Annotated in this window: 17 protein-coding genes; 10 read left to right on the top strand and 7 right to left on the bottom strand. The window is 71.5% G+C overall.

The window, feature by feature from the left end:
* Position 1: 1 nt before the first annotated feature.
* Genes IE317_RS41745 through IE317_RS41730 form a run of 4 tightly spaced genes read right to left on the bottom strand, consistent with a single transcriptional unit; the run spans position 2 to position 3,218 of the window.
* Entirely contained in the window at positions 2-904 is a 903-nt protein-coding gene (locus IE317_RS41745; RefSeq protein ID WP_191316882.1) for a carbohydrate kinase family protein, read from the bottom strand.
* Positions 901-1,806 carry a pseudouridine-5'-phosphate glycosidase gene (locus tag IE317_RS41740; protein WP_191316881.1) on the bottom strand — a complete coding sequence of 302 codons (906 nt, stop codon included), beginning with the start codon at positions 1,804-1,806 and terminating at the stop codon, positions 901-903. The genes IE317_RS41745 and IE317_RS41740 overlap by 4 nt, the downstream gene beginning before the upstream one ends.
* Before the next feature lie 9 nt (positions 1,807-1,815).
* Entirely contained in the window at positions 1,816-2,433 is a 618-nt protein-coding gene (locus IE317_RS41735; protein WP_191316880.1) for an HD domain-containing protein, read from the bottom strand.
* Positions 2,433-3,218: a sporulation protein gene (locus tag IE317_RS41730; RefSeq protein WP_191316879.1), complete on the bottom strand. Its 786-nt coding sequence runs from the start codon at positions 3,216-3,218 to the stop codon at positions 2,433-2,435. The genes IE317_RS41735 and IE317_RS41730 overlap by 1 nt, the downstream gene beginning before the upstream one ends.
* Before the next feature lie 58 nt (positions 3,219-3,276).
* On the opposite strand from IE317_RS41730, the gene IE317_RS41725 reads away from it, so the two are divergent.
* Together IE317_RS41725 and IE317_RS41720 are read left to right on the top strand one after the other, a co-directional pair.
* A complete protein-coding gene (locus IE317_RS41725) occupies positions 3,277-3,519 on the top strand; it encodes a DUF3039 domain-containing protein (protein WP_004561020.1) in 243 nt (80 codons plus the stop codon).
* A 164-nt stretch (positions 3,520-3,683) separates the two neighbouring features.
* The gene (locus tag IE317_RS41720) at positions 3,684-4,520 is read left to right on the top strand and encodes a hypothetical protein (protein ID WP_191316878.1); all 837 of its coding nucleotides are present in this window, start codon (positions 3,684-3,686) and stop codon (positions 4,518-4,520) included.
* A gap of 159 nt (positions 4,521-4,679) precedes the next feature.
* On the opposite strand, the gene IE317_RS41715 is transcribed toward IE317_RS41720, so the two are convergent.
* Together IE317_RS41715 and IE317_RS41710 are read right to left on the bottom strand one after the other, a co-directional pair.
* On the bottom strand, positions 4,680-7,811 hold the full coding sequence (locus IE317_RS41715; protein ID WP_191316877.1) for an efflux RND transporter permease subunit: 3,132 nt from the start codon (positions 7,809-7,811) through the stop codon (positions 4,680-4,682).
* Positions 7,812-7,900: 89 nt separating this feature from the next.
* Positions 7,901-9,052 (bottom strand): YihY/virulence factor BrkB family protein, encoded by a 1,152-nt coding sequence (locus IE317_RS41710; RefSeq protein WP_191316876.1) that lies wholly within the window; start codon positions 9,050-9,052, stop codon positions 7,901-7,903.
* Positions 9,053-9,313: 261 nt separating this feature from the next.
* On the opposite strand from IE317_RS41710, the gene IE317_RS41705 reads away from it, so the two are divergent.
* The 5 genes from IE317_RS41705 to IE317_RS41685 all read left to right on the top strand — a co-directional run bounded on the left by IE317_RS41705 (position 9,314) and on the right by IE317_RS41685 (position 16,274).
* Entirely contained in the window at positions 9,314-11,050 is a 1,737-nt protein-coding gene (locus IE317_RS41705; RefSeq protein ID WP_191316875.1) for a DEAD/DEAH box helicase, read from the top strand.
* 543 nt (positions 11,051-11,593) lie between these two features.
* Positions 11,594-12,733, top strand: a complete 1,140-nt coding sequence (locus tag IE317_RS41700) for a sugar ABC transporter substrate-binding protein (protein ID WP_191316874.1) — start codon at positions 11,594-11,596, stop codon at positions 12,731-12,733.
* A 90-nt stretch (positions 12,734-12,823) separates the two neighbouring features.
* The gene (locus tag IE317_RS41695; protein WP_043783645.1) at positions 12,824-13,597 is read left to right on the top strand and encodes an ATP-binding cassette domain-containing protein; all 774 of its coding nucleotides are present in this window, start codon (positions 12,824-12,826) and stop codon (positions 13,595-13,597) included.
* A 20-nt stretch (positions 13,598-13,617) separates the two neighbouring features.
* Positions 13,618-15,081, top strand: a complete 1,464-nt coding sequence (locus tag IE317_RS41690; protein ID WP_191316873.1) for a sugar ABC transporter permease — start codon at positions 13,618-13,620, stop codon at positions 15,079-15,081.
* A gap of 11 nt (positions 15,082-15,092) precedes the next feature.
* Positions 15,093-16,274, top strand: coding sequence for an ROK family transcriptional regulator (locus IE317_RS41685; protein WP_191316872.1), 1,182 nt, complete (start codon positions 15,093-15,095; stop codon positions 16,272-16,274).
* Between the two features lie 127 nt (positions 16,275-16,401).
* Here the strand turns inward: IE317_RS41685 and IE317_RS41680 are convergent, their stop codons facing one another.
* The gene (locus IE317_RS41680) at positions 16,402-16,581 is read right to left on the bottom strand and encodes a DUF7455 domain-containing protein (protein ID WP_191316871.1); all 180 of its coding nucleotides are present in this window, start codon (positions 16,579-16,581) and stop codon (positions 16,402-16,404) included.
* Positions 16,582-16,922: 341 nt separating this feature from the next.
* Here IE317_RS41680 and IE317_RS41675 point away from each other — a divergent pair, with 341 nt between their 5' ends.
* The 3 genes from IE317_RS41675 to IE317_RS41665 form a co-directional block, all read left to right on the top strand.
* Positions 16,923-17,726: an EamA family transporter gene (locus tag IE317_RS41675; RefSeq protein ID WP_191316891.1), complete on the top strand. Its 804-nt coding sequence runs from the start codon at positions 16,923-16,925 to the stop codon at positions 17,724-17,726.
* A gap of 335 nt (positions 17,727-18,061) precedes the next feature.
* Positions 18,062-19,414 (top strand): glutamine synthetase, encoded by a 1,353-nt coding sequence (locus IE317_RS41670; protein WP_191316870.1) that lies wholly within the window; start codon positions 18,062-18,064, stop codon positions 19,412-19,414.
* A gap of 7 nt (positions 19,415-19,421) precedes the next feature.
* Positions 19,422-19,626, top strand: a 205-nt coding sequence (locus IE317_RS41665) for a DUF6885 family protein (protein ID WP_415307096.1), incomplete at its 3' end; no start/stop codon positions are given.

The following is a 19,626-nucleotide window of genomic DNA, read 5'->3' as shown; positions in this document are numbered from 1 at the left end:
CTCACGACGGCTGGGGGCCCACCTTGCCGACGGCCAGTGCGCCCAGCCGGGTGCCGTGCCGCAGGACGTCCACAGTGGACTCCCCGGCCAGCCAGCCGGTGAGCACCCCCGCGTCGAAGGCGTCGCCCGCACCGGTCGAGTCGATGCAGTCCGCTTCGACCGCCGGCACGCTGGTGACGCCGCCCGCGTCGACCCAGCTGGCCCCGTCGAGGCCCGCCGTGACCACGACCGCGCCGACCGTGCCGAGCAGTTCCTTCGCCGACGCCGGATCCGCCGAGCCGGTCAGCGCGACCAGCTCTTCGGTGTTCGGCATCAGCAGGTCGACCCCGCGGACGTCGGCCAGGAACGCGGCCGGGTCGGTGATGTGCGCGGCGGCCTGCGGGTCGACCGACGTCGTCAACCCCGCTTCGCGGGCCGCGGCCAGCGCGGCGAGACCGGCCGCGCGCGACGGCGGGTCGAGCAGCACGTACCCGGACAGGTGCAGGTGGCTCGCGCCTTCCAGGGCCTCGGGGGTGACGTCCTCGGGCACGAACCGCTGGTTCGCGCCGCGGTCGGCCAGCATGCTGCGCTGCCCGGACCCGTCGACCATCACCACCACGCAGCAGGTCGGCGCCTCGGGGTCGACGGCGAACGCGCACCGCACGCCCGCCGCCTCCAGCTCGGCCCGGATCAGCCGGCCGCCCGGGTCGTCGCCGATCCGCGCCAGCAGCGTCGTCTCCGCGCCCAGGTGCCGCAGCCACAGCGCCGTGTTGGCGCCCGCGCCGCCGCCGGTGAACCGGATCTTCGCGCGGGCGTCGCCGCCGTGCGGCAACGGTTTGTCGTGCCGGGCGATCACGTCGAGAGCGGCGTCGCCGACCACCACGATCCCACCAGGGCCGGATGATTCACTCGCAAGCTCGCTCATGCCAGCGCCACCGCGACCTCGGTGGCCAGCTTGGCGTTGTTCAGCACGAGGGCTTCGTTCGCGTCGATGCTCACCCCGCCGCTCGCGGTGTGGAAGTGCTCGAGCAGCACCGGCGTGACGTCGGCGCCGTGCACGCCCTGCTCCTCGACGAGCGCGAGGCCCTCGGCGAGCAGCCGGTCGTGCAGCTGTTTGTCCATTTCGGACGCTTCGGGAATCGGGTTCGCCAGCAGGACACCGGAATTCGCGTACGCGCGGTGTGCGTCGATGACGGCGGCGGCCTGCTTCGGGTCGTCGACCCGCCAGCCGACCTGGTGGCCCGACGAACGCAGGTAGAACGCCGGGAAGTCGTCGGTGCGGTAGCCCAGCACCGGCACCGAGTTCGTCTCCAGGACCTCGAGGGTGGCCGGGATGTCGAGCACCGACTTCACGCCGGAGCAGACGACCACGGTCGGCACCTTCGCCAGCACGCCGAGGTCGGCCGAGACGTCCCAGGACTGCGCGGCTCCGACGTGCACACCGCCGAGGCCGCCGGTGGCGAACATCCCGATCCCGGCCGCGGCGGCCAGCGCCGACGTGCTCGCCACGGTCGTCGCGCCCGAGCGGCCGAGGCCGACGGCCGGGCCGAGGTCGCGCAGCGAGAGCTTGTCCAGGCCGGCGTCCGGCGCGCAGACGCGCTCGAGCTCGGCGGGGGAGAGGCCGACGACGACCCGCCCGTCGAGCACCGCGATCGTGGCCGGGACGGCGCCGCCGTCGCGGACCACGCCTTCGAGGCGGCGGGCGACGTCGAGGTTGCGGCCCGGCGGCAGGCCGTGGGACAGGATGGTGCTCTCCAGCGCGACGACGGGGTGCCCGTCACGCAGCGCCGAGGCGACCTCTTCGTGCAGCGAGAGTGCGGTAGTCACGAGGGACCATCATCGGTGATCGGTCCGCTCGCCGCGCCAGTGGGTCAGCTCGGTGGTGAGGTTGCTTCCGGCGGCGCTCGCCCAGCGTGTCCGGGCGGCTTCGCTGCGGTAGAGCGGCCGGGACAGCAGGCGCTCGAGGACGGCGATGCGGCCTTCGCGCCAGACCTCGTCGGGGTACTTCGCGTACTCCTGGTGGACCCCGTCCGCATAGGCGGCGTACTGGTCCGGCGGCGCGCCGAGAACGGCGAGGTCGGCGTCGAGGAGGGCGGTGGCCAGCGGGTCGTCCGGCGGGGCGTCGTGCCCGATCGTGGCGAGGATCAGGCCTTCGATGCGCTCGACGTGCGCTTCGGCCACGCCTTCGAGCGCGTCGCGGGCCCAGGCGGCGCTGGCTCGTTCGTCTTCGCCGGGCTTCGCGTCGTACACGACGTCGTGCGTCCACGCCGCGACGGCGACGATGGCGCGGTCGGTGTCGCCGAGACCTTCGGCCAGCCAGGCGGAGTCGCGTGCGACGGCGGCCGCGTGCGTGAGAGTGTGGTAGCGGCGGTGCGGCTCGGCGTACCGGGCCCGCAGCCGCGGCCAGGCGTCGGACGTGCCGCCGAGCGAGGCGACCGCTTCAGGCCACTCCATCAGTCGAAGATCCCGCGCGGGCGGGCGAGGAGGTCGAGCCAGTCCTCGAGCTGCTGCTCCCAGTTGACGTCCGGCTTCATGGTGAACATCCCGAGGAAGTCCTGGCCGCGGCCGCCGAACCCGCCGGTCTTGCTCACCCGGACCCGCTTGGTGACCTCCAGCACGACGTCGGTGCGTTCGGCCGAGGTCAGGAAGGTGACCGCGACCTGGGAGAAGATGCTCGCGAAGCGCGGCGAAGGCGTGAAGCGGATCTCCTGGAAGAACGGCAGCTGCTGGCGGGCGCCGTCGACCCGGCCCTGTTCGAGGACCGCCTCGCGGAAGGTGAAGCCGAGCCGGCTGAGCGCGTCGAGGATCCGCATCTGCGCCGGAAGCGGCTCGATCGCGACGGCGTCGGCGTCGAAGGGGTCGCTGACGGCGGCGGCGAGGTCGAGTTCGGCCCGGACGCCGACCGCCATACCCGTCAGCGGCTTGGCGTAGACGCTGGTCATCGGCGTTTCCCAGGGCAGGGGGACCTCGAACGGCACGCGGACCTGCCGGCCGGCCCGGATGACCTCGTTGCCGACCAGGTGCTGGGTGCCGAAGGGGAGGTCTTCGGTCTTGCCGCCGGGGACCTGGACGCGGGCCAGGAGCGTCACCGCGAGCCCCTTGATCTCCTGGTCGACCTCGCCGCCCAGCAGCAGCACCTCGCCGTGGAGCGGGCGGCCGGGGGCGACGGTGGCGTCGAGCAGGCGGGCGTCGATCCGCGCCCCGCCCGAGCCGAACGTCGCGAGCACCTTCTGGAACATGCCGGGGATCCTGCCAGGCCGGAGACCTTCCGCGCGGGGACTCGGGCACAATGGCCGGGTGAGCACCGAGACGCTGACGAAGCCGGAAACCACGCCCGAGGGCACGGACACCACCGACGACGACTCGCCGAAGATGTTCCACTACGTGAAGAAGAACAAGATCGCCGAGAGCGCGGTCATGGGCACTCACGTGGTGGCGCTGTGCGGCGAGGTCTTCCCGGTGACGAAGTCGCCGAAGCCCGGGTCGCCGGTCTGCCCGGCCTGCAAGGAGATCTACGACAGTCTCCGCCCCGGTAAGTGATCCGGGCCTGAACCCCGGTGGGGTGTCCCGCCGGGGTTTCGACCTGTCCGGAATCGGACAAGTCGTCGAACAAACGTGAAAAACCTTCATTCGGCGGGTGTGCCGGGTGCCCGTGACCTGGTAAATCCAGCGGGCCAGGTCCCTCTCACCCACCGGAGTCGCACATGCGCAGAACCGGGATCGTGCTCACCCTCGCCGCCCTGCTCGCCGTGGTCTCGCCCGCGCTGGCCCAGGCCGTCACGGGCTGGACGGAGGTCGGCTCCGACAACGCCCGCGCCCTCGACGAGAGCCAGGGCCTCGCGACGATCGTGCGTCCTTCGGGGACGACGATCCGCTACACCGGGATCGGCACGATCCCGGCCGACCTGAACGCCCAGGGCTGGAACCACGTCGGCGACCCTGGCTCGGCCCAGGGCTGGTACGTCGAGCCGTACCAGCGTGACGACCGCGGCGCGAAGCTCTTCCGCGTCCAGGCCCCGGACGGTTCGTGGGCGAACTACAAGCACGCCCTCGAGTCCTGGGAAGCGAACAACAACTCCTTCGCCGCGGTCTCGCCCGACGCGCGCTGGCTGGTGGCGGGGGAGTGGGGCACGATGGACCGGCTCCTGGTCCACCCGATGCCCGGCGTGGTGGCCACGAACCCGGCGCAGAACCTGCCGCTGGCCGGCGCGATCCGCCTGGACCACGCGGTCCGCGACGTCCAGGGCTGCGACTTCCAGACCGCGACCCGCCTGCTCTGCGCGTCCGACGACCCGGACGGCAGCCTCTTCGGCACGACGAAGCCGCTCCTCCAGGTCGACCTGGCCGGCCCGCTGACCGGCTCGGACGTCACCGGCCACGTCACGTCCCTGGGCCAGCTCCCGCTCCGCAGCGGCTGCTCGGGCTCGTTCGAGGTCGAGGGCATCGACTTCGACGAACGCGACAACACCCTCCGCGTGGTGGTCATGGCCCCGAGCATCTGCATCCTCTGGGACAGCAGGACCTACCGCTTCCGCCAGTGAGCGGAAAGGGGCATCACGCGTGACTGCGGGGGCATCACCCGTGATCGAGGGGGCATCACCCGTGATTGGACGGGCATCGGAGTGATGCCCCGCCAATCACGCGTGATGCCTCTCTGATCACGGGTGACGCCCCTCAAAGCACGGGTGATGCCCCTCGGATCACGCGAGTTCGGGGTTGAGGGACTCCGAGTCCGGGGCCTGGGCCGGGGTTCGGCGGGCTGCGCGGCGGGCGCGGCGGCGTTCCTTGCGGGTCTCGACCATCGTGTAGAGGGTCGGGACCAGGACCAGGGTCAGCAGCGTCGAGCTGACCAGGCCGCCGATCACCACGATCGCCAGGGGCTGGCCGATGAACCCGCCCTGGCCGGTGATGCCCAGCGCCATCGGGACCAGGGCGAAGATCGTCGCCGCCGCGGTCATCAGGATCGGGCGCAGCCGGCGCCGGCCGCCTTCGGTGACGGCGTCGGCGACGCTCATCCCCTCCGCCCGGTACTGGTTGATCAGGTCGATCAGCACGATCGCGTTGGTCACCACGATGCCGACCAGCATCAGCATCCCGATCAGCGCCGGCAGGCCGAGCGCGGTCCCGGTGGCCAGGAGCAGCCCGATCGCGCCGGTCGCCGCGAACGGGATCGACACGAGCAGGATCAGCGGCTGGATCAGGCTGCGGAACGTCGCCACCATGATCAGGAACACGATCGCGATGGCCGCGAGCAACGCCAGGAACAGGTTCGAGAACGCCTCCTGCTGGTCCTGGCTGACGCCGCCCAGCGAGTACGCCGCACCGCCGGTGAACGTCAGTCCGTCCAGTTTGGACTTGATGTCCGCGGTGGTCTTGCTCAGGTCGTCCCCGGTGTTCTTCGCCGTCACCGTGGTGCTCAGGTCGCCGCCGGTGCGCCGCACCGACGCGGGACCATCCACAGTGGACACGCGAGCCACCTCGTCGAGCCGGACGACGCCGCCCGGGCCCGGGATCGGCAGCCCGCGCACCTGGTCGACGGTGACCGGCGCGGTGCCGGCGCGCAGCACGATGTCCGTGCGCTGCCCGCCGACCGGCAGCTGGGTCACCGTGCGGCCGGCGATCGCCTGGTTGGCGATCTGCCCGATGGTGCTCGCCGACAGCCCGCGCGCGGCGGCCGCGGCGTCGTCCACCTCGACCTGCACCCGCGGCGAGCCGACGCTCAGGTCGCTCGACACCTCGGTCAGCCCGGCCACCCCTCGCAGCGCCTGCACCACCTGGTCGGACGCCGGCTTCAGCGCGGCCTCCGACGGCGCGGTCACCGTCACCGAGACCTGGTCGGAGTTGAACCCGGACGCGTCCGCGCCGATCTTGATCTCGCCCAGCTCGGGCCGGGACGTCAGCTTCGACCGCAGCCGGTCCGACAGCGCGTCGAGGTCGGTGTCCTTGGCCACGGTGACGGAGATGCTCGTGTTGGTCCCGCCGCCGAAGCCGAACGTCCCGCCGCCGCCGATGCTGACCTGGTAGGTCTGCACCGCGGACTCGGCCGCGAGAGCCTGCTCGACGGCCGTGGCCGCCTTCTCCTTCGCCTCGACGCTGGTGCCGGCGGGCAGCTTCTGCGTCATGTTCAGCGTCGTGCCGCCGGACTGGTCGAGGAAGTTCGTGTTCAGCCGGGTCGCGAGCCCGACCGTGCCCGCGAAGATCAGCAGGGCCAGCAGGACGACGGTCAGCCGCCGCCGCGTCGCGAACCGGATCACCGGCAGGTAGGCGCGCTGCAGAATGCTGCGACGCTCCTTCTCGACGGCCGCTTCGCGCGCCCGCTCGGCCTCGACGGGGTCCGCCGGGACGGCGGGCCGCTTCAGGAACCAGTACGCCAGCACCGGAACCACGGTCAGCGAGACGAGCAGCGACGCCAGCAGCGCCACCGTCACCGTGATCGCGAAGGGCGAGAACAGTTCGCCGACGAACCCGCCGACGAACGCGATCGGCAGGAACACCGCGACGGTCGTCAGCGTGGACGAAGTGACCGCGCCGGCCACCTCGCGGACGCCGTCGAGCACCGCGCGGTCCTTTTCCTCGCCGTACGCGAGGTGCCGTTTGATGTTCTCCAGCACGACGATCGAGTCGTCGACCACCCGGCCGATCGCGATGGTCAGCGCGCCGAGGGTGAGCAGGTTCAGCGACAGGTCGCCGGTCCACAGCGCCAGCAGCGCGACGACCACCGACAGCGGGATCGAGACCGCGGTCACCAGTGTCGAACGCACCGAGAGCAGGAACAGCAGGATGACGACGACGGCGAAGGCCAGGCCCAGCAGGCCTTCGGTGGTCAGGCCGCTGATCGCGTCCTTCACCGGGGTGCCCTGGTCGAACACGACGCTCATCTCGGCGCCGGTCTTCTTCGCCAGGTCCGGCAGCTTGTCGCGCACCGCCTGGGAGATCGCGACGGCGTTCCCGTTGTCCACCATGGTGATCGAGAGGCCGAGACTCGGCTTCCCGTTGGTGCGCGTGATCGACGTCGGCGGCGCGAACCCGGGCTGGACGTCGGCGACGTCACCCAGCTTCACCGGGCCCCGCGCCGGCGCGCCCGGCCGCGCAGTCGGCGTCAGGTACAGGCCGCGCAGGCTGTCCACAGTGGTCTGTCCGCCGCCGACCTGCACCGACAGCGTCTTGCCGTTTTCGGTCAGCGTCCCGGCCGGCACCGCGGCGCCCGCGGTCTGCAGCGTGGTCGCGACCGAGGCCGGGTCCACCCCGGCCGCCGCGAGCTTCGCGTAGTCGAGCGTGATCGTGACCCGCGGCTGCTGCACGCCGGTGACGGTCACCGTGCGGACCCCGTCGATCTTCCGCAGCTCCGGCGCGACCTGGTCGGTCAGCGCGGGCGCGAGGGCCTGCGGGTCGCCGGTGGTGCCCGCGGCGACCAGCACCACCGGCAGGTCGTCGGTGCTGCCGGCGGACACGGCGGGCTCGGTGTTCTGCGGCAGCCGCGGCCGGACCTGGTTCACCACCTGCTGGATCTGCGAGACGGCGGCGTCGATGTCCGTGCCGAACTCGAACTGCGCGACGACCCGCGAGACGCCGTCCGACGACGTCGAAGTGATCTGCTCGAGGCCCTTCAGCCCCTGGAGGCCGCCTTCCAGGGGCTCGGAGACCTGCCGGTCGACCGCGTCCGGCGACGCGCCCGGGTACGCGGTGACGATCTGCGCCTGCGGGAACTGCAGTGACGGGAAGAGCTGCTGCTTGAGCTGCGGCAGCGCGAAGGCGCCGAAGCCGACGACGACCAGCGCGAGCAGGCCGATCAGGCTCCGGTTGCGCAGGCTCAGTCTGGCCAGCACGGACATGACTCGGAAAACCCCCTCGGGAACGACGCGGCGACCGACGCCTGCGTCAGTGACGGGGGAAGCGTCCCATGTCCGACCTGAGGAGCGACTCAGTCTGGGGGTGGATTCCGGGTCCCCCCTTCGGTGGACCCCCGACCCTGAGCTGCACTGGGTGCCGGTTCCGGTGCACTCGGTGACGAGGTGTCCTCTTCGGACGGCTCCGGCTCGCTGCCGCCGGGGGAGACGTCTCCGTCGCGCGGGCGCCGCAGCGGCGTGGTCGAGCGGTCCCACAGCTTGCGGCCCTCTTCCGAGCGCAGCCGCTCGGAGGCGCGTTCCATCTCCAGCCGCCGCCACTTGCGCCGCTGCCGCCGCGTCGCCTTGGCCGGCCACAGCTCCTGGATCGCACTGTTGAAGTACGCGCCGCCGACCACGGCCAGTCCGATGAAGAACATCAGCAGCAGGAACGCGATCGGCGCGGCCAGCGCGCCGTAGGTGTAGCCGGTCTTGGTGATCCAGTTCAGGTAGACGCGCAGGCCGACCGAGGACAGCAGGAACACGACCATGGCGAGCACCGCGCCGGGCAGCCCGCGGTGCCACGGCAGCTTCCGCGGCAGGGCGAGCTTGTACAACGTGGTCAGGGCGAGGGTGATCATCGCGCCGAGGGCGGGGAAGTACAGCGCGCTCACCCACGACGTGACGGTCGGGCGCCAGGCCGCCGGGAAGAACTCCGGCAGCAGGTCGGGGCCGATCGCCAGCAGCGGCAGCCCGACCACCAGGATCACCAGGCCGCACAGGTACAGCAGCAGCGCGAAGATCCGCTGCCAGACGTCGTTGCGGACGCCGTACTGGTCGTGCGCGACGGTGATCGCGTCCACGAACGACGACATCGCCGACGAGCCCGCCCACAGCGAGATGAGGAAGCCGACCGAGACGATCTCGCCCTTGCCGACGGTGAGGATGCTGTTCACGGTCGGTTCGATGATGTCGTGGACGGCGTTCTGGCTGAACACCGTCTTGCAGAAGCCGATGATCCGGTCGTGCACCGCGGTGACCACGTCCTGGCCGAACCACTCGCCGACGAAGCCCAGGCTGCCGAGCAGGCCGAGCAGCAGCGGCGGCAGCGACAGCGTCTGCCAGAAGGCCGCCTCCGCGGCCTCGGAGAAGACGTTGCCCTCCCACGCCTTGGCGAACGTGCGCGTGACGAGCCGCCACGGCCCCTTGCGGGCCACCTTCGTCGCTGCGGACGGCTGCACCTCACCCATGACGTGTCCAGCATGGTCCATCCGTGCTGATTTGGCTCGTCACGCCCCCTGTGGCCGGGCGTGTCGGAGGACATCACCCGTGCCGGTGCCCGGAACTGTCGGACCCGGCCGGTAGACTCGGTCCAGTGCCCTCACCGCAGTCGCCGACAGAAGCAGTGCAGCAGAAGTCGGTACCACAGTGAGGGTTTTCGCACGTCAATGGCATGAACGACGGCATGAACGACGGCACGAACGAAGGCATGAGCGAGGGGGAGGACCGGCATGACGGAGACGCAGCTCGGGGCGCCTCCCGCGGAGAAGGACTCGACCGCGCGCCCGCTGCGGGCGTGGCAGCGGCGGGCGCTCACCAAGTACCTGACGCAGAAGCCGAAGGACTTCCTCGCGGTGGCGACGCCGGGCGCCGGCAAGACGGTGTTCGGCCTGCGGATCGCCGCGGAGCTGCTCAGCGACCGCACGGTCGAGGCGATCACCATCGTCACCCCGACCGAGCACCTGAAGCACCAGTGGGCGGCCTCGGCCGCGGCGGCCGGCATCGCCATCGACTCGAACTTCCGCAACACCACCGGCGTCACCTCGTCCGACTACAACGGCGTCGCGCTGACGTACGCGCAGGTCGCGGCGCACCCGACGCTGCACCGGGTGCGCACGGAGAACCGCAAGACCCTGGTCATCCTCGACGAGATCCACCACGGCGGCGACGCGAAGAGCTGGGGTGACGCGATCCGCGAGGCGTTCACCCCGGCCGTCCGGCGGCTGTGCCTGACCGGGACGCCGTTCCGGTCGGACGACTCGCCCATCCCGTTCGTCACCTACGAGCCGGACGCGGGCGGTTTCCAGCGCAGCAAGGCCGACCACGCGTACGGCTACGCGGACGCGCTGGCCGACGGCGTGGTCCGGCCGGTCGTCTTCCTGGCCTACTCGGGCGAGGCCTCCTGGCGCACGAGCGCGGGGGAGGAGTTCACCGCCCGGCTCGGCGAGCCGCTCACGGCGGAGCAGAACGCCCGGGCGTGGCGCACGGCGCTCGACCCGGCGGGCGAGTGGATCCCGGCGGTGCTGCAGGCCGCCGACACCCGGTTGTCGCAGGTCCGCCAGAGCGTGCCGGACGCGGGTGGCCTGGTCATCGCCACGGACCAGGAGTCGGCGCGGGCGTACGCGAAGATCCTGGAACGCATCTCCGGGGAGATGCCGACGCTGGTGCTCTCGGACGACCCGAAGGCCTCGGGGCGGATCAAGGAGTTCTCCGAGACGAACGAGCGCTGGATCGTGGCGGTCCGGATGGTCTCCGAAGGCGTCGACGTCCCCCGCCTGGCGGTGGGCGTGTACGCGACGAGCGCGTCGACGCCGCTGTTCTTCGCCCAGGCGATCGGCCGGTACGTGCGAGCGCGGAAGAAGGGCGAGACGGCGAGCGTGTTCCTGCCGTCGGTCCCGGTGCTGCTGGAGCTGGCCAGCGAGCTGGAGGCCCAGCGCGACCACGTGCTGGGCAAGCCGCACCGCGAGAAGGAAGGCTGGGAGGACGAGCTCCTCGCCCAGGCCAACCGCACCGAGGACGAGCCGGGCGAGGAGGAGAAGGCGTTCACCTCGCTGGGCGCCTCGGCCGAGCTCGACCAGGTCATCTACGACGGCAACTCGTTCGGCACGGCGGTGTTCTCGGGGTCGGACGAAGAGCAGGAGTACCTGGGGCTGCCGGGCCTGCTGGAGCCGGACCAGGTGCGGGCGCTGCTGCGGAAGCGGCAGGAAGAGCAGATCGCGGACGAGAAGCGCCGCAAGCCGGCCAAGGAGGAAGCCCCGCCGGCGGCGGCCCGCCCGCAGTCGGTGAGCGAGCGGCTCGGCGCGTTGCGCAAGGAGCTGAACGCGCTGGTCGGCATGTACCACCACCGCACGAAGAAGCCGCACGGCGCGATCCACAACGAGCTGCGGCGGGTCTGCGGCGGCCCGGTGACCGCGATGGCGACCGTCGAGCAGCTCGAAGAACGGATCGTGACGCTGCGGTCCTGGTGAGGTGCCGGATCCCGGGCGCTGTCGCCCGGGAGGCTGAAGTTCCGGCGGTCACCGTCCGTTCCCGGCGGGGCGGGATCACCGCACCGCCGGGCTTGTGACGCTGTGTATCACGCTGTCACCGGCGGACCGCCCGTCCGTCCCCCGCCGAGTGGCCTTCCGGGCACTTCACCGCCCGAACTCCGCAAGTCGGCGACGGGTCACGCCGCCATCCCGTGGATTCGCCACGGGTTGCGCTCGGTGCACACGACCGGCCCAACATCACGGCTCGATGAAACCTCGATGTAACTAACGGTGAGTGCTGGCGATCACATCGTCAGCGGATCTACTCTTTCCGGGCGAGGTTCAGCCTGTGTTGCCGAACCGTGTCCAATTGGTGTCATTTAATCGATCCAGCTATCTTCCCCGCAGCCGCTCAGCGGCATATGTTGTCGCCCACAACATATGCGCGACGGTGCGCCGGGCCTCCCGGATCGCCGCCTCGCTGGCCCGACGCACACGCCGACGGCCGCTCGTCACCACTGCTTGGATCCGGAAGGAACGAGGATGCGCAGCAAAACCCTTACCCTCCTCGCCGCCACGGTGAGCGTCGGCCTCGCGCTGACCGCCTGCGGCAACAACAGTTCGAACAGCGGGGGCACGGGGAGCAACTCCGCTTCCTCGTCGGCCCCGGCCGCCGGGGGCGGCGCCAACGGCAAGGTCGGCGTCATCCTGCCGGAGACCGCCAGCTCGGCCCGCTGGGAAGCCTTCGACAAGCCGATGCTGCAGGCCGCCCTCGCGGCGCAGGGCTTCGAGGCCGACGTCCAGAACGCCCAGGGCGACGCTCAGAAGTTCTCGACCCTGGCCGACGGCTTCATCAGCGCCGGCGTCAAGGCCCTGATCATCGCCCCGTCCGACCCGGCCGTCGGTGCCGCCGTCGAGAACAAGGCGAAGAACGCGGGCATCCCGGTCATCGACTACGACCGCCCGAGCCTCGGCGGGTCCGCCGAGTACTACGTCTCGTTCGACAACGAGAAGGTCGGCCAGCTCCAGGGCCAGGCCATGGCCGACGCGCTGAAGGACAAGGCCGGCGCGGGTGTCGTCCAGATCGAGGGCGCCCCGACCGACAACAACGCCACGCTGTTCACCAACGGCCAGGACTCGGTGCTCGAGCCGCTGTTCTCGGCGGGCAAGCTGAAGCGGATCCAGAAGCAGCCGATCAACGACTGGGACAACCAGCTCGGCGGCACGACGTTCGAGCAGATCTTCCAGGCCAACGGCGGCAAGGTCGACGGCGTCGTCGCGGCGAACGACGGCCTGGCCGGCGCGGTGATCACCATCCTCAAGAAGAACGGCCTCAACGGCAAGGTCCCGGTCACCGGCCAGGACGCCACCGCCGACGGCCTGATGGCGGTCATGCGCGGCGACCAGTACATGACCGTCTTCAAGCCGATCAAGGAAGAGGCCGAGGCGACCGCGAAGCTGGCTGCCGCGCTGGCCAAGGGCGACAAGGCCGCGGCCGACGCCATCGCGACCGGCAAGCTGCACGACCCGAAGAACAACCGCGACATCAAGTCCGTGCTGCTGACCCCGACGACGATCCTGGCGAAGGACATCAAGACCGTCGTGACCCAGGGCTACGTCAAGGCGAGCGAGATCTGCGGTGGCGACCTCGCCGCCAAGTGCACCGAGCTCGGCATCTCCTGAGCCCCGGCAACACCCCATGAACAGCCGGGCCGGGACGCGCACCCCGACGGCGCGTCCCGGCCCGGTCCCCACCCAGGAGAAAGCCCATCCATGAGTGAGCCCATTCTCGAGATCAAGGGCCTGAACAAGAGCTTCGGGCCGGTCCACGTCCTCCACGACGTGGACTTCGACGTGCGTGCGGGCGAAGTCACCGCACTGGTCGGCGACAACGGTGCCGGCAAGTCGACGCTCGTCAAGTGCATCGCCGGCATCCACCCGTACGACTCGGGGGCCGTGCGGTTCAACGGCGAGGACGCCCACATCCGCGGCCCGAAGGACGCGGCGGAACTCGGCATCGAGGTCGTCTACCAGGACCTCGCGCTGGCCGACAACCTCGACATCGTCCAGAACATGTTCCTCGGCCGCGAGCGCGGCAGTTCCTGGAAGCTCGACGAAGCCAGCATGGAGAAGGCCGCCCGCGAGACGCTGGCCTCCCTGTCGGTCCGGACCGTGAAGTCGGTCCGCACGCCGGTCTCCTCGCTGTCCGGTGGCCAGCGGCAGACCGTCGCCATCGCGAAGTCGGTGCTGTGGAACAGCAAGGTCGTCGTGCTCGACGAGCCGACCGCCGCCCTCGGTGTGGCGCAGACCCGGCAGGTGCTCGACCTGGTCCGCCGGCTGGCCGAGCAGGGCCTTGGCGTCGTGCTGATCAGCCACAACATGGCCGACGTGTTCGAGGTCGCCGACCGCATCGCCGTGCTCTACCTCGGCCGGCTGGTCGCCGAGGTGCACACGAAGGACGTCACCCACGGCCAGGTCGTGGAACTGATCACCGCCGGTCGCTCCGGTGACCTCGGCCTGGCCCGGCCCGAAGCCGTGGTCCTGTGAGCGGGAAGAAAGAACCGGAAATGACTGAAACCCCTGCCAAGCACGAGGTCGGCGCTTCCACCGACGCGCTCGCGCAGACCCAGGCCCCGACCGGGGCGATCTCCGACTTCGGCATCGACACGACATCGATGTCAACGGGCGAAGCGGTCCGCGACTACTTCGCCCGCCTGCGGGCCGGTGAGCTCGGCGCGCTGCCGTCGCTGTTCGGCCTGCTCGTGCTGGTCATCCTGTTCAGCGCGCTGTCGGACAACTTCTTCACGCTGGCCAACGTCGCCAACGTGTTCCCGCAGGGCGCGGGCGTGATCATCATCGCGATGGGCATCGTCTTCGTGCTGCTGCTCGGCGAGATCGACCTCGCCGCCGGTGTGGCTTCCGGTACCGCCGCGTCCGTGATGGCCCTGCACTACGTGCACGCGGGGAACCTGCTGGGCTCCTTGGGGACCGGCGTGTTCGTCACGTTCATCGCGGTCCTCGCCGTGGCCATGCTGCTGTCGGCCTACCAGCGGATCTGGGCGGGCGCCGCGCTGTCGCTCGTCGGCCTGCTGATCGTCGCGATCGGTGTCCCGGCCAACGCCTGGCTCGAGATCCTGCTGGCGATCTGCGTCGGCACCGCGATCGGCTGCATCACGGGGTTCCTCGTGTCGAAGATCGGCATGCCCTCCTTCGTCGTGACGCTGGCGCTGTTCATCGTGTGGCAGGGTGTCCTGCTGCAGTTCATCGGTGAGGGCGGCACGATCGGCATCAGCAACTCCGACATCCTGTACAAGATCGCCAACGGCAACCTGAACATCCTGGGCAGCTGGATCTTCTTCCTCGTCGCGGCCGGCGGGTTCGCGGTGATCACGCTGACCAGCCACTTCAAGCGGCTCAAGCGCGGCCTCGTCGTCCAGCCGACGGCGCTGGTGATGATCAAGGTCGGCGCGCTCGTCGTGCTGTCGGCGCTGGGTACCTGGCTGCTGACGATCAACCGCTCGCCGAACAAGGCGGTCGTCACGATCGAGGGCGTCCCGTACGTCATCCCGATCATGCTGGCGCTGCTGGTGGCCGGGACCTACGTGCTCAACCGGACCAAGTACGGCCGGTACGTCTACGCGGTCGGCGGCAACAAGGAAGCCGCCCGCCGCGCCGGTATCGACGTGCCGAAGATCCGGGCGAGCGTGTTCGTCATCGGCTCGGCGATCGCGGCGATCGGCGGCATCGTCGCCGCGTCGAAGGTCGGTTCGGTCAGCCCGCAGTCCGGTGGCCTCAACACGCTGCTGTTCGCGGTCGGTTCGGCCGTCATCGGCGGCACGTCGCTGTTCGGCGGCAAGGGCCGGGTGTCCGACGCCGTGGTCGGTGGCCTCGTGATCGCCGTCGTGATCAACGGCCTCGGCCTGCTCAAGCAGCCGGCCGCGGTGGTCAACATCATCACCGGTCTGGTCCTGCTCCTCGCCGCCACGGTCGACGCGCTGTCCCGGCGCCGCGCGGCTGCGTCGACGCGCTGAACCAGCATGGGATGATAAAGCCCGTGACCAGCACGCCCGTTGCACGACCGGACGAGGTGCGCCGGCACAACCGCACGACCCTGCTCCGCCTGCTGCACGTCGGCGGGCCGAGCACCCGGGCGACCCTGGCCGCCGAGCTGGGGCTCAACCGGAGCACGATCAAGACCCTCGTCGACGGGCTCGCCGAAGCCGGCGTCGTCGAGGAGAAGGTGCCGAGGCCGGGACGAGGGGCGGGCCGCCCCTCGCTCCTGGTCCTGCCCCAGCCGCACGCGGCGGTCGTGCTCGCGGTCGACCTGCAGGTCGAGCACGTCGCGATCGCGCTGGTCGGGCTCGGCGGGCAGATCCTGGGCCGCAACAGCTGGAACCTGCGCGGCCGGATGGGACAGCCCGGCGAGGTCATCACCCACGTCATCGAGTCGACGGCCATCCTGGCCGGCGACCTCGGCGTGACCCCGGTGGCGGCCGGGGTGTCGGTGCCCGGCGTCGTCCGGCGCGCGGACGGGCACGTGCACGAGGCCCCGAACCTGCGCTGGACCGACGTCGCGCTCGGCGACCGGCTCGGCGGGGTGCTGCAGATCCCGATCCTGGTCGGCAACGACGCCGAGTTCGGCGCGGTCGCCGAGCACCTGCGCGGCGCGGCCCGCGGGGCGTCCGACGTGGTGTACATCTCGGCGGACGTCGGGGTCGGCGGCGGCGTCATCGCCGAGGGCTCGGCGCTGCGCGGCGGCTCGGGCTACGTCGGCGAGATCGGGCACATGGTCATCCGGCCGGACGGGCGGCCCTGCTACTGCGGCAGCAGCGGGTGCTGGGAGACCGAGGTCGGCGAGGCGGCGCTGTGCCGGGCGCTCGGGCTGCCCGAGGACACCCCGCGCGGGGCGATCCTGTTCGAGCTGCGCGAGCTGGGCCGCGACCCCGAGGCGTCGATGACGCGGCTTGCGGAGTTCGCGGAGTGGCTGACGCTGGGGCTGATCAACATCGTCAACCTGCTCGGGCCGCAGCTGGTGATCCTCGGCGACCTGCTGACGGTGCTGCCCGAGGCGGTGCTGAGGCACGTCGGCGCCGAGGTGCGCCGGCGCAGCCTGGTGAGCCGGGCGGTCGGTGGCACCCGGATCGTCAGCTCGGCACTGGGGGCCGACGGAAGGCTGCTCGGCGCCGCGGAAGTGGCGTTCGAAGTGGTCTTGGATTCTGTCTGACTCTTGTCCGGTTCCGTGTCCGGAATACGCACGGTTCGGGACTGAATCGTGATTTCCGACACGCAATCTGCAAGATGCAGAAAGGCGGCCGGTGCCTGTGCACACCGGCCGCCTTTCGCTCGTCTGGTTACCGCTGGATGTCGGCGGACAGTTCCTTGAGCTTGGCCTCGTGCTCGCGGGCGTGGTGCCCGCAGAAGAGCAGTTCCCCGCCTCCGGAGAGGACGGCACGTACCTGAGCTGCTGCTCCGCACCGGTCACAGCGGTCGGCGGCGGTCAGTTCGGGGCGGGTGAGCGTCGGCGATGTCATGGGGGTCTCCCTCCGTCCCGGCACCGGTCGCCCGGTGCCATCGATCCAGCTACGCCCACTTCGGGACTGATGCCGGTGGCGGCGATCGCCTCCGGCTCCGCGTGTTCGTGCTTCCACTGTTCCAGACGTTTCGCGGCTCGCAAGTGTTCCCGCGCCGGTGGGACCTGAGTCACGTCGATTTACCCCGGATGCCGTAGCGGCATCCCGCATTCCAGGAGACGACTACCCGGAGAGTTACGTTTTCCGTGGTCAGGCACCATGGGCTGGTGAGTACGGTGACTTCCCCGCGACGGCTTTCCGCGGTGCCCGCCCCGCTCTTGTTCGTTCTCAGCGGAATTTCGATGTACGCCGGAGCGGCAGTGGCGGTCGGCCTTTTCGGCCACGCATCCCCCGCGGGGGTGGCCTGGCTCCGTTGCCTGGGTGCGGCGGTGGTCCTGCTGGCCTGGCGCCGCCCGGGCCGAGCGGCCTGGCGCGGCCGCCGTCTGCTGCTGGCCGTGGTGTTCGGCGTGGTGACGGCGGGCATGAACGTGCTGTTCTACGAGGCGATCGCCCGTCTGCCGCTCGGGACGGCGGTGGCGATGGAGTTCGCCGGCCCGGTGGTGGTGGCGGCCCTGGGGTCCCGCACCGTGCGGGACGTGGCGGCGCTGGTGCTGGTGGCGGCGGGCGTGGTGGCGATCGCGGACGTCCGGATCGGCGGCAGCTTCTGGGGCGTGGTGTTCGCGCTGGGGGCGGCTGCGGCCTGGGCGGGGTACATCCTGCTGGGCAAGAGAGTGGCCGTGGACGGCGACGGCATCGACAGCCTGGCGATCGGCTTCTTCGCCGGGACGGTGGTGTTGTCTCCGCTCGCGCTGGGGACGGGGCCGGTGTGGTCTTCGCCACGGTTGCTGCTGCTGGGGGTCGGGGTGGGGGTGCTGTCGACGGTGGTGCCGTACGCGCTGGACCAGGTGGTGCTGCGCCGAGTGGGACAGGCGCGGTTCGCGACGCTGCTGGCGCTGCTGCCGGTGACGGCGGGGGTGATGGGGTTCGCGTTGCTGGGTCAGGTGCCTTCGGTGCCCGAGGCGGTGGGGACGCTGGCGGTGGTGGCAGGGGTGGCGTTGCGGAGCCGGGAGGGGGCTCGGGAGAGCGCGGCGGAGCCCCCGGGCTGAGGGCGGGCGGTTCGGCACCGTGCACCGGCGGCGCTCGAACACCGCGCTCGAACGCTTGCGACGAGTTGCCCACAACCTGCCCAGCCTGGGGACAACCGGCCCCTTGGCAGGCACTTTGCGGCCGTTTCCGTCGGCCGCCCTCGATAAGCTGAAGCGGGGCGGATCCCCCAGGGAGGGTGGGCCTGGGCTGGCGGGCGTGCGCGGAGGGAAGTCGGGCGCGTTCCTGCCGAGCCCGGTGGCCGAGCCTTGGCCCTTCCGGCGCCCGGTCCGGTTCGTGATGGCCCTCACCACACGCACCCGGGATACTTACCCCGGGCAGCAGGAAGCGGGTGGCCATGACCAAAGCGGCGTCGGCCGCGGCGAAGGACTTCGCCGCCGCCGGAGTGGGTGGGGTTCACCTGGCCTGGGCCGACAACAACGGCATCCCGCGCTCGCGGATCGTGCCCGTCGCCGGGCTGGCCGATGCCGCCACGCGCGGGGTCGGGGCGACCTCGCTCTTCGCCGTCTTCGACAGCCACGACTCCATCACCTACCAGCACGAAGGCCTCGCCACGCCGTCCGGGGACATCCGGCTCGTGCCCGTCGTCGAGCGGCTGCGGCGGCTCGCCGGGCAGCCCACGCTCGCCTGGGCGCCCGTCCGGCAGCTCACCCGCGACGGTGACCCGTGGCCCTACTGCCAGCGGGCCGTCCTCGAAGCCCAGGTTGCCGAGGCCGCCCGGCGAGGGCTCGAATTCCGGGCCGGCTACGAGCTCGAGTTCGCCGTCGCCCCCGCCGGCAGCTCCGACGTCCTCGCCACCCCCGGACACCCCGGGCCCGCCTACAGCCCGCACGCCCTCGTCCCGCTCGACGGCTTCGTCGGCGCCCTCCTGCACGACTTCGCCGCCAACGGCCTGCGGATCGGCCAACTGCACGCCGAGTACGGCGTCGCGCAGCTCGAGCTCTCCCTCGCCCCCGCCGATCCCGTCTCCGCCGCCGACGACCAGCTGCTCGCCCGGCAGACCATCCACGCCGCCGCGCGGGTGCACGGGCTCGCCGTCAGCTTCGCGCCCCTCGTCGGCCTCGGCGCCGCCGGAAACGGGTGGCACCTGCACACTTCGGTGCGCCGCAGGGGCCGCCGCCTGCTCGACGGAGACGGCCGCCCGGACGGCGAGGGTGCCGGGTACCTCGCCGGGCTGCTGCGCGACCTGCCGGCCCTGACCGCGATCACCGCGCCCAGCGTCCCGTCGACGCTGCGGCTGCGGCCTGGCTACTTCGCCGGCGCGTACGCGTTCTGGGGCGTCGAGAACCGGGAGGCGCCGCTGCGGTACGTCCCGGGCTCGGCGCTGCTGGGCGACGGCCACGCGAACGTCGAGCTCAAGACGTCCGACGCCTCGGCCAACCCCTACCTCGCGCTGGCCGCCGTGCTCGCCGCCGGGATGGCCGGCATCGAGGACGCGCCCGCCCTGCCCGAGCCGATCGGCGAAGACCCGGGCGGCTGGACGGACGAAGACCGGGCGGCTCGCGGGGTGCACCCGCTGCCCGCGAACCCCGCCGAGCAGGACGCCGCGCTCGTGGCGTCGCCGCGGATCGCCGGGGTGCTCGGTGCCGAGCTGCTGGGTGCCTTCCGCGCCGTCCGGGCCTCCGACGCGGCGTGGGCGGCCGACCGCACGGCCGACGAGATCATCGCTGCCCATCTTTGGCGCTATTGAGGGGATCATGTCTTCGGGGATCGACGGGGGACAGCTCGACCTGTCCGGGGTGCGGTGGCTGCCGGGCGGGGCCCGGCTGGCCGCGGTGGCCCAGGCGGAACTGCCCCAGAAGGACGGCCTGGCCGCGGCGTTCTGCGGGCTCGCCGCGCTGCGGGCGGCCGGGCTCGACGTGGCCGACCAGGACGCCGTCGCGGCGGCCGCGGGCACGGTCC

The organism is Amycolatopsis bullii, assembly GCF_014654205.1.
GTDB lineage: Bacteria > Actinomycetota > Actinomycetes > Mycobacteriales > Pseudonocardiaceae > Amycolatopsis > Amycolatopsis plumensis.
The sequence above is the reverse complement of the archived record's forward strand: the minus strand, read 5'-3'. Positions and strand labels throughout refer to the sequence as shown.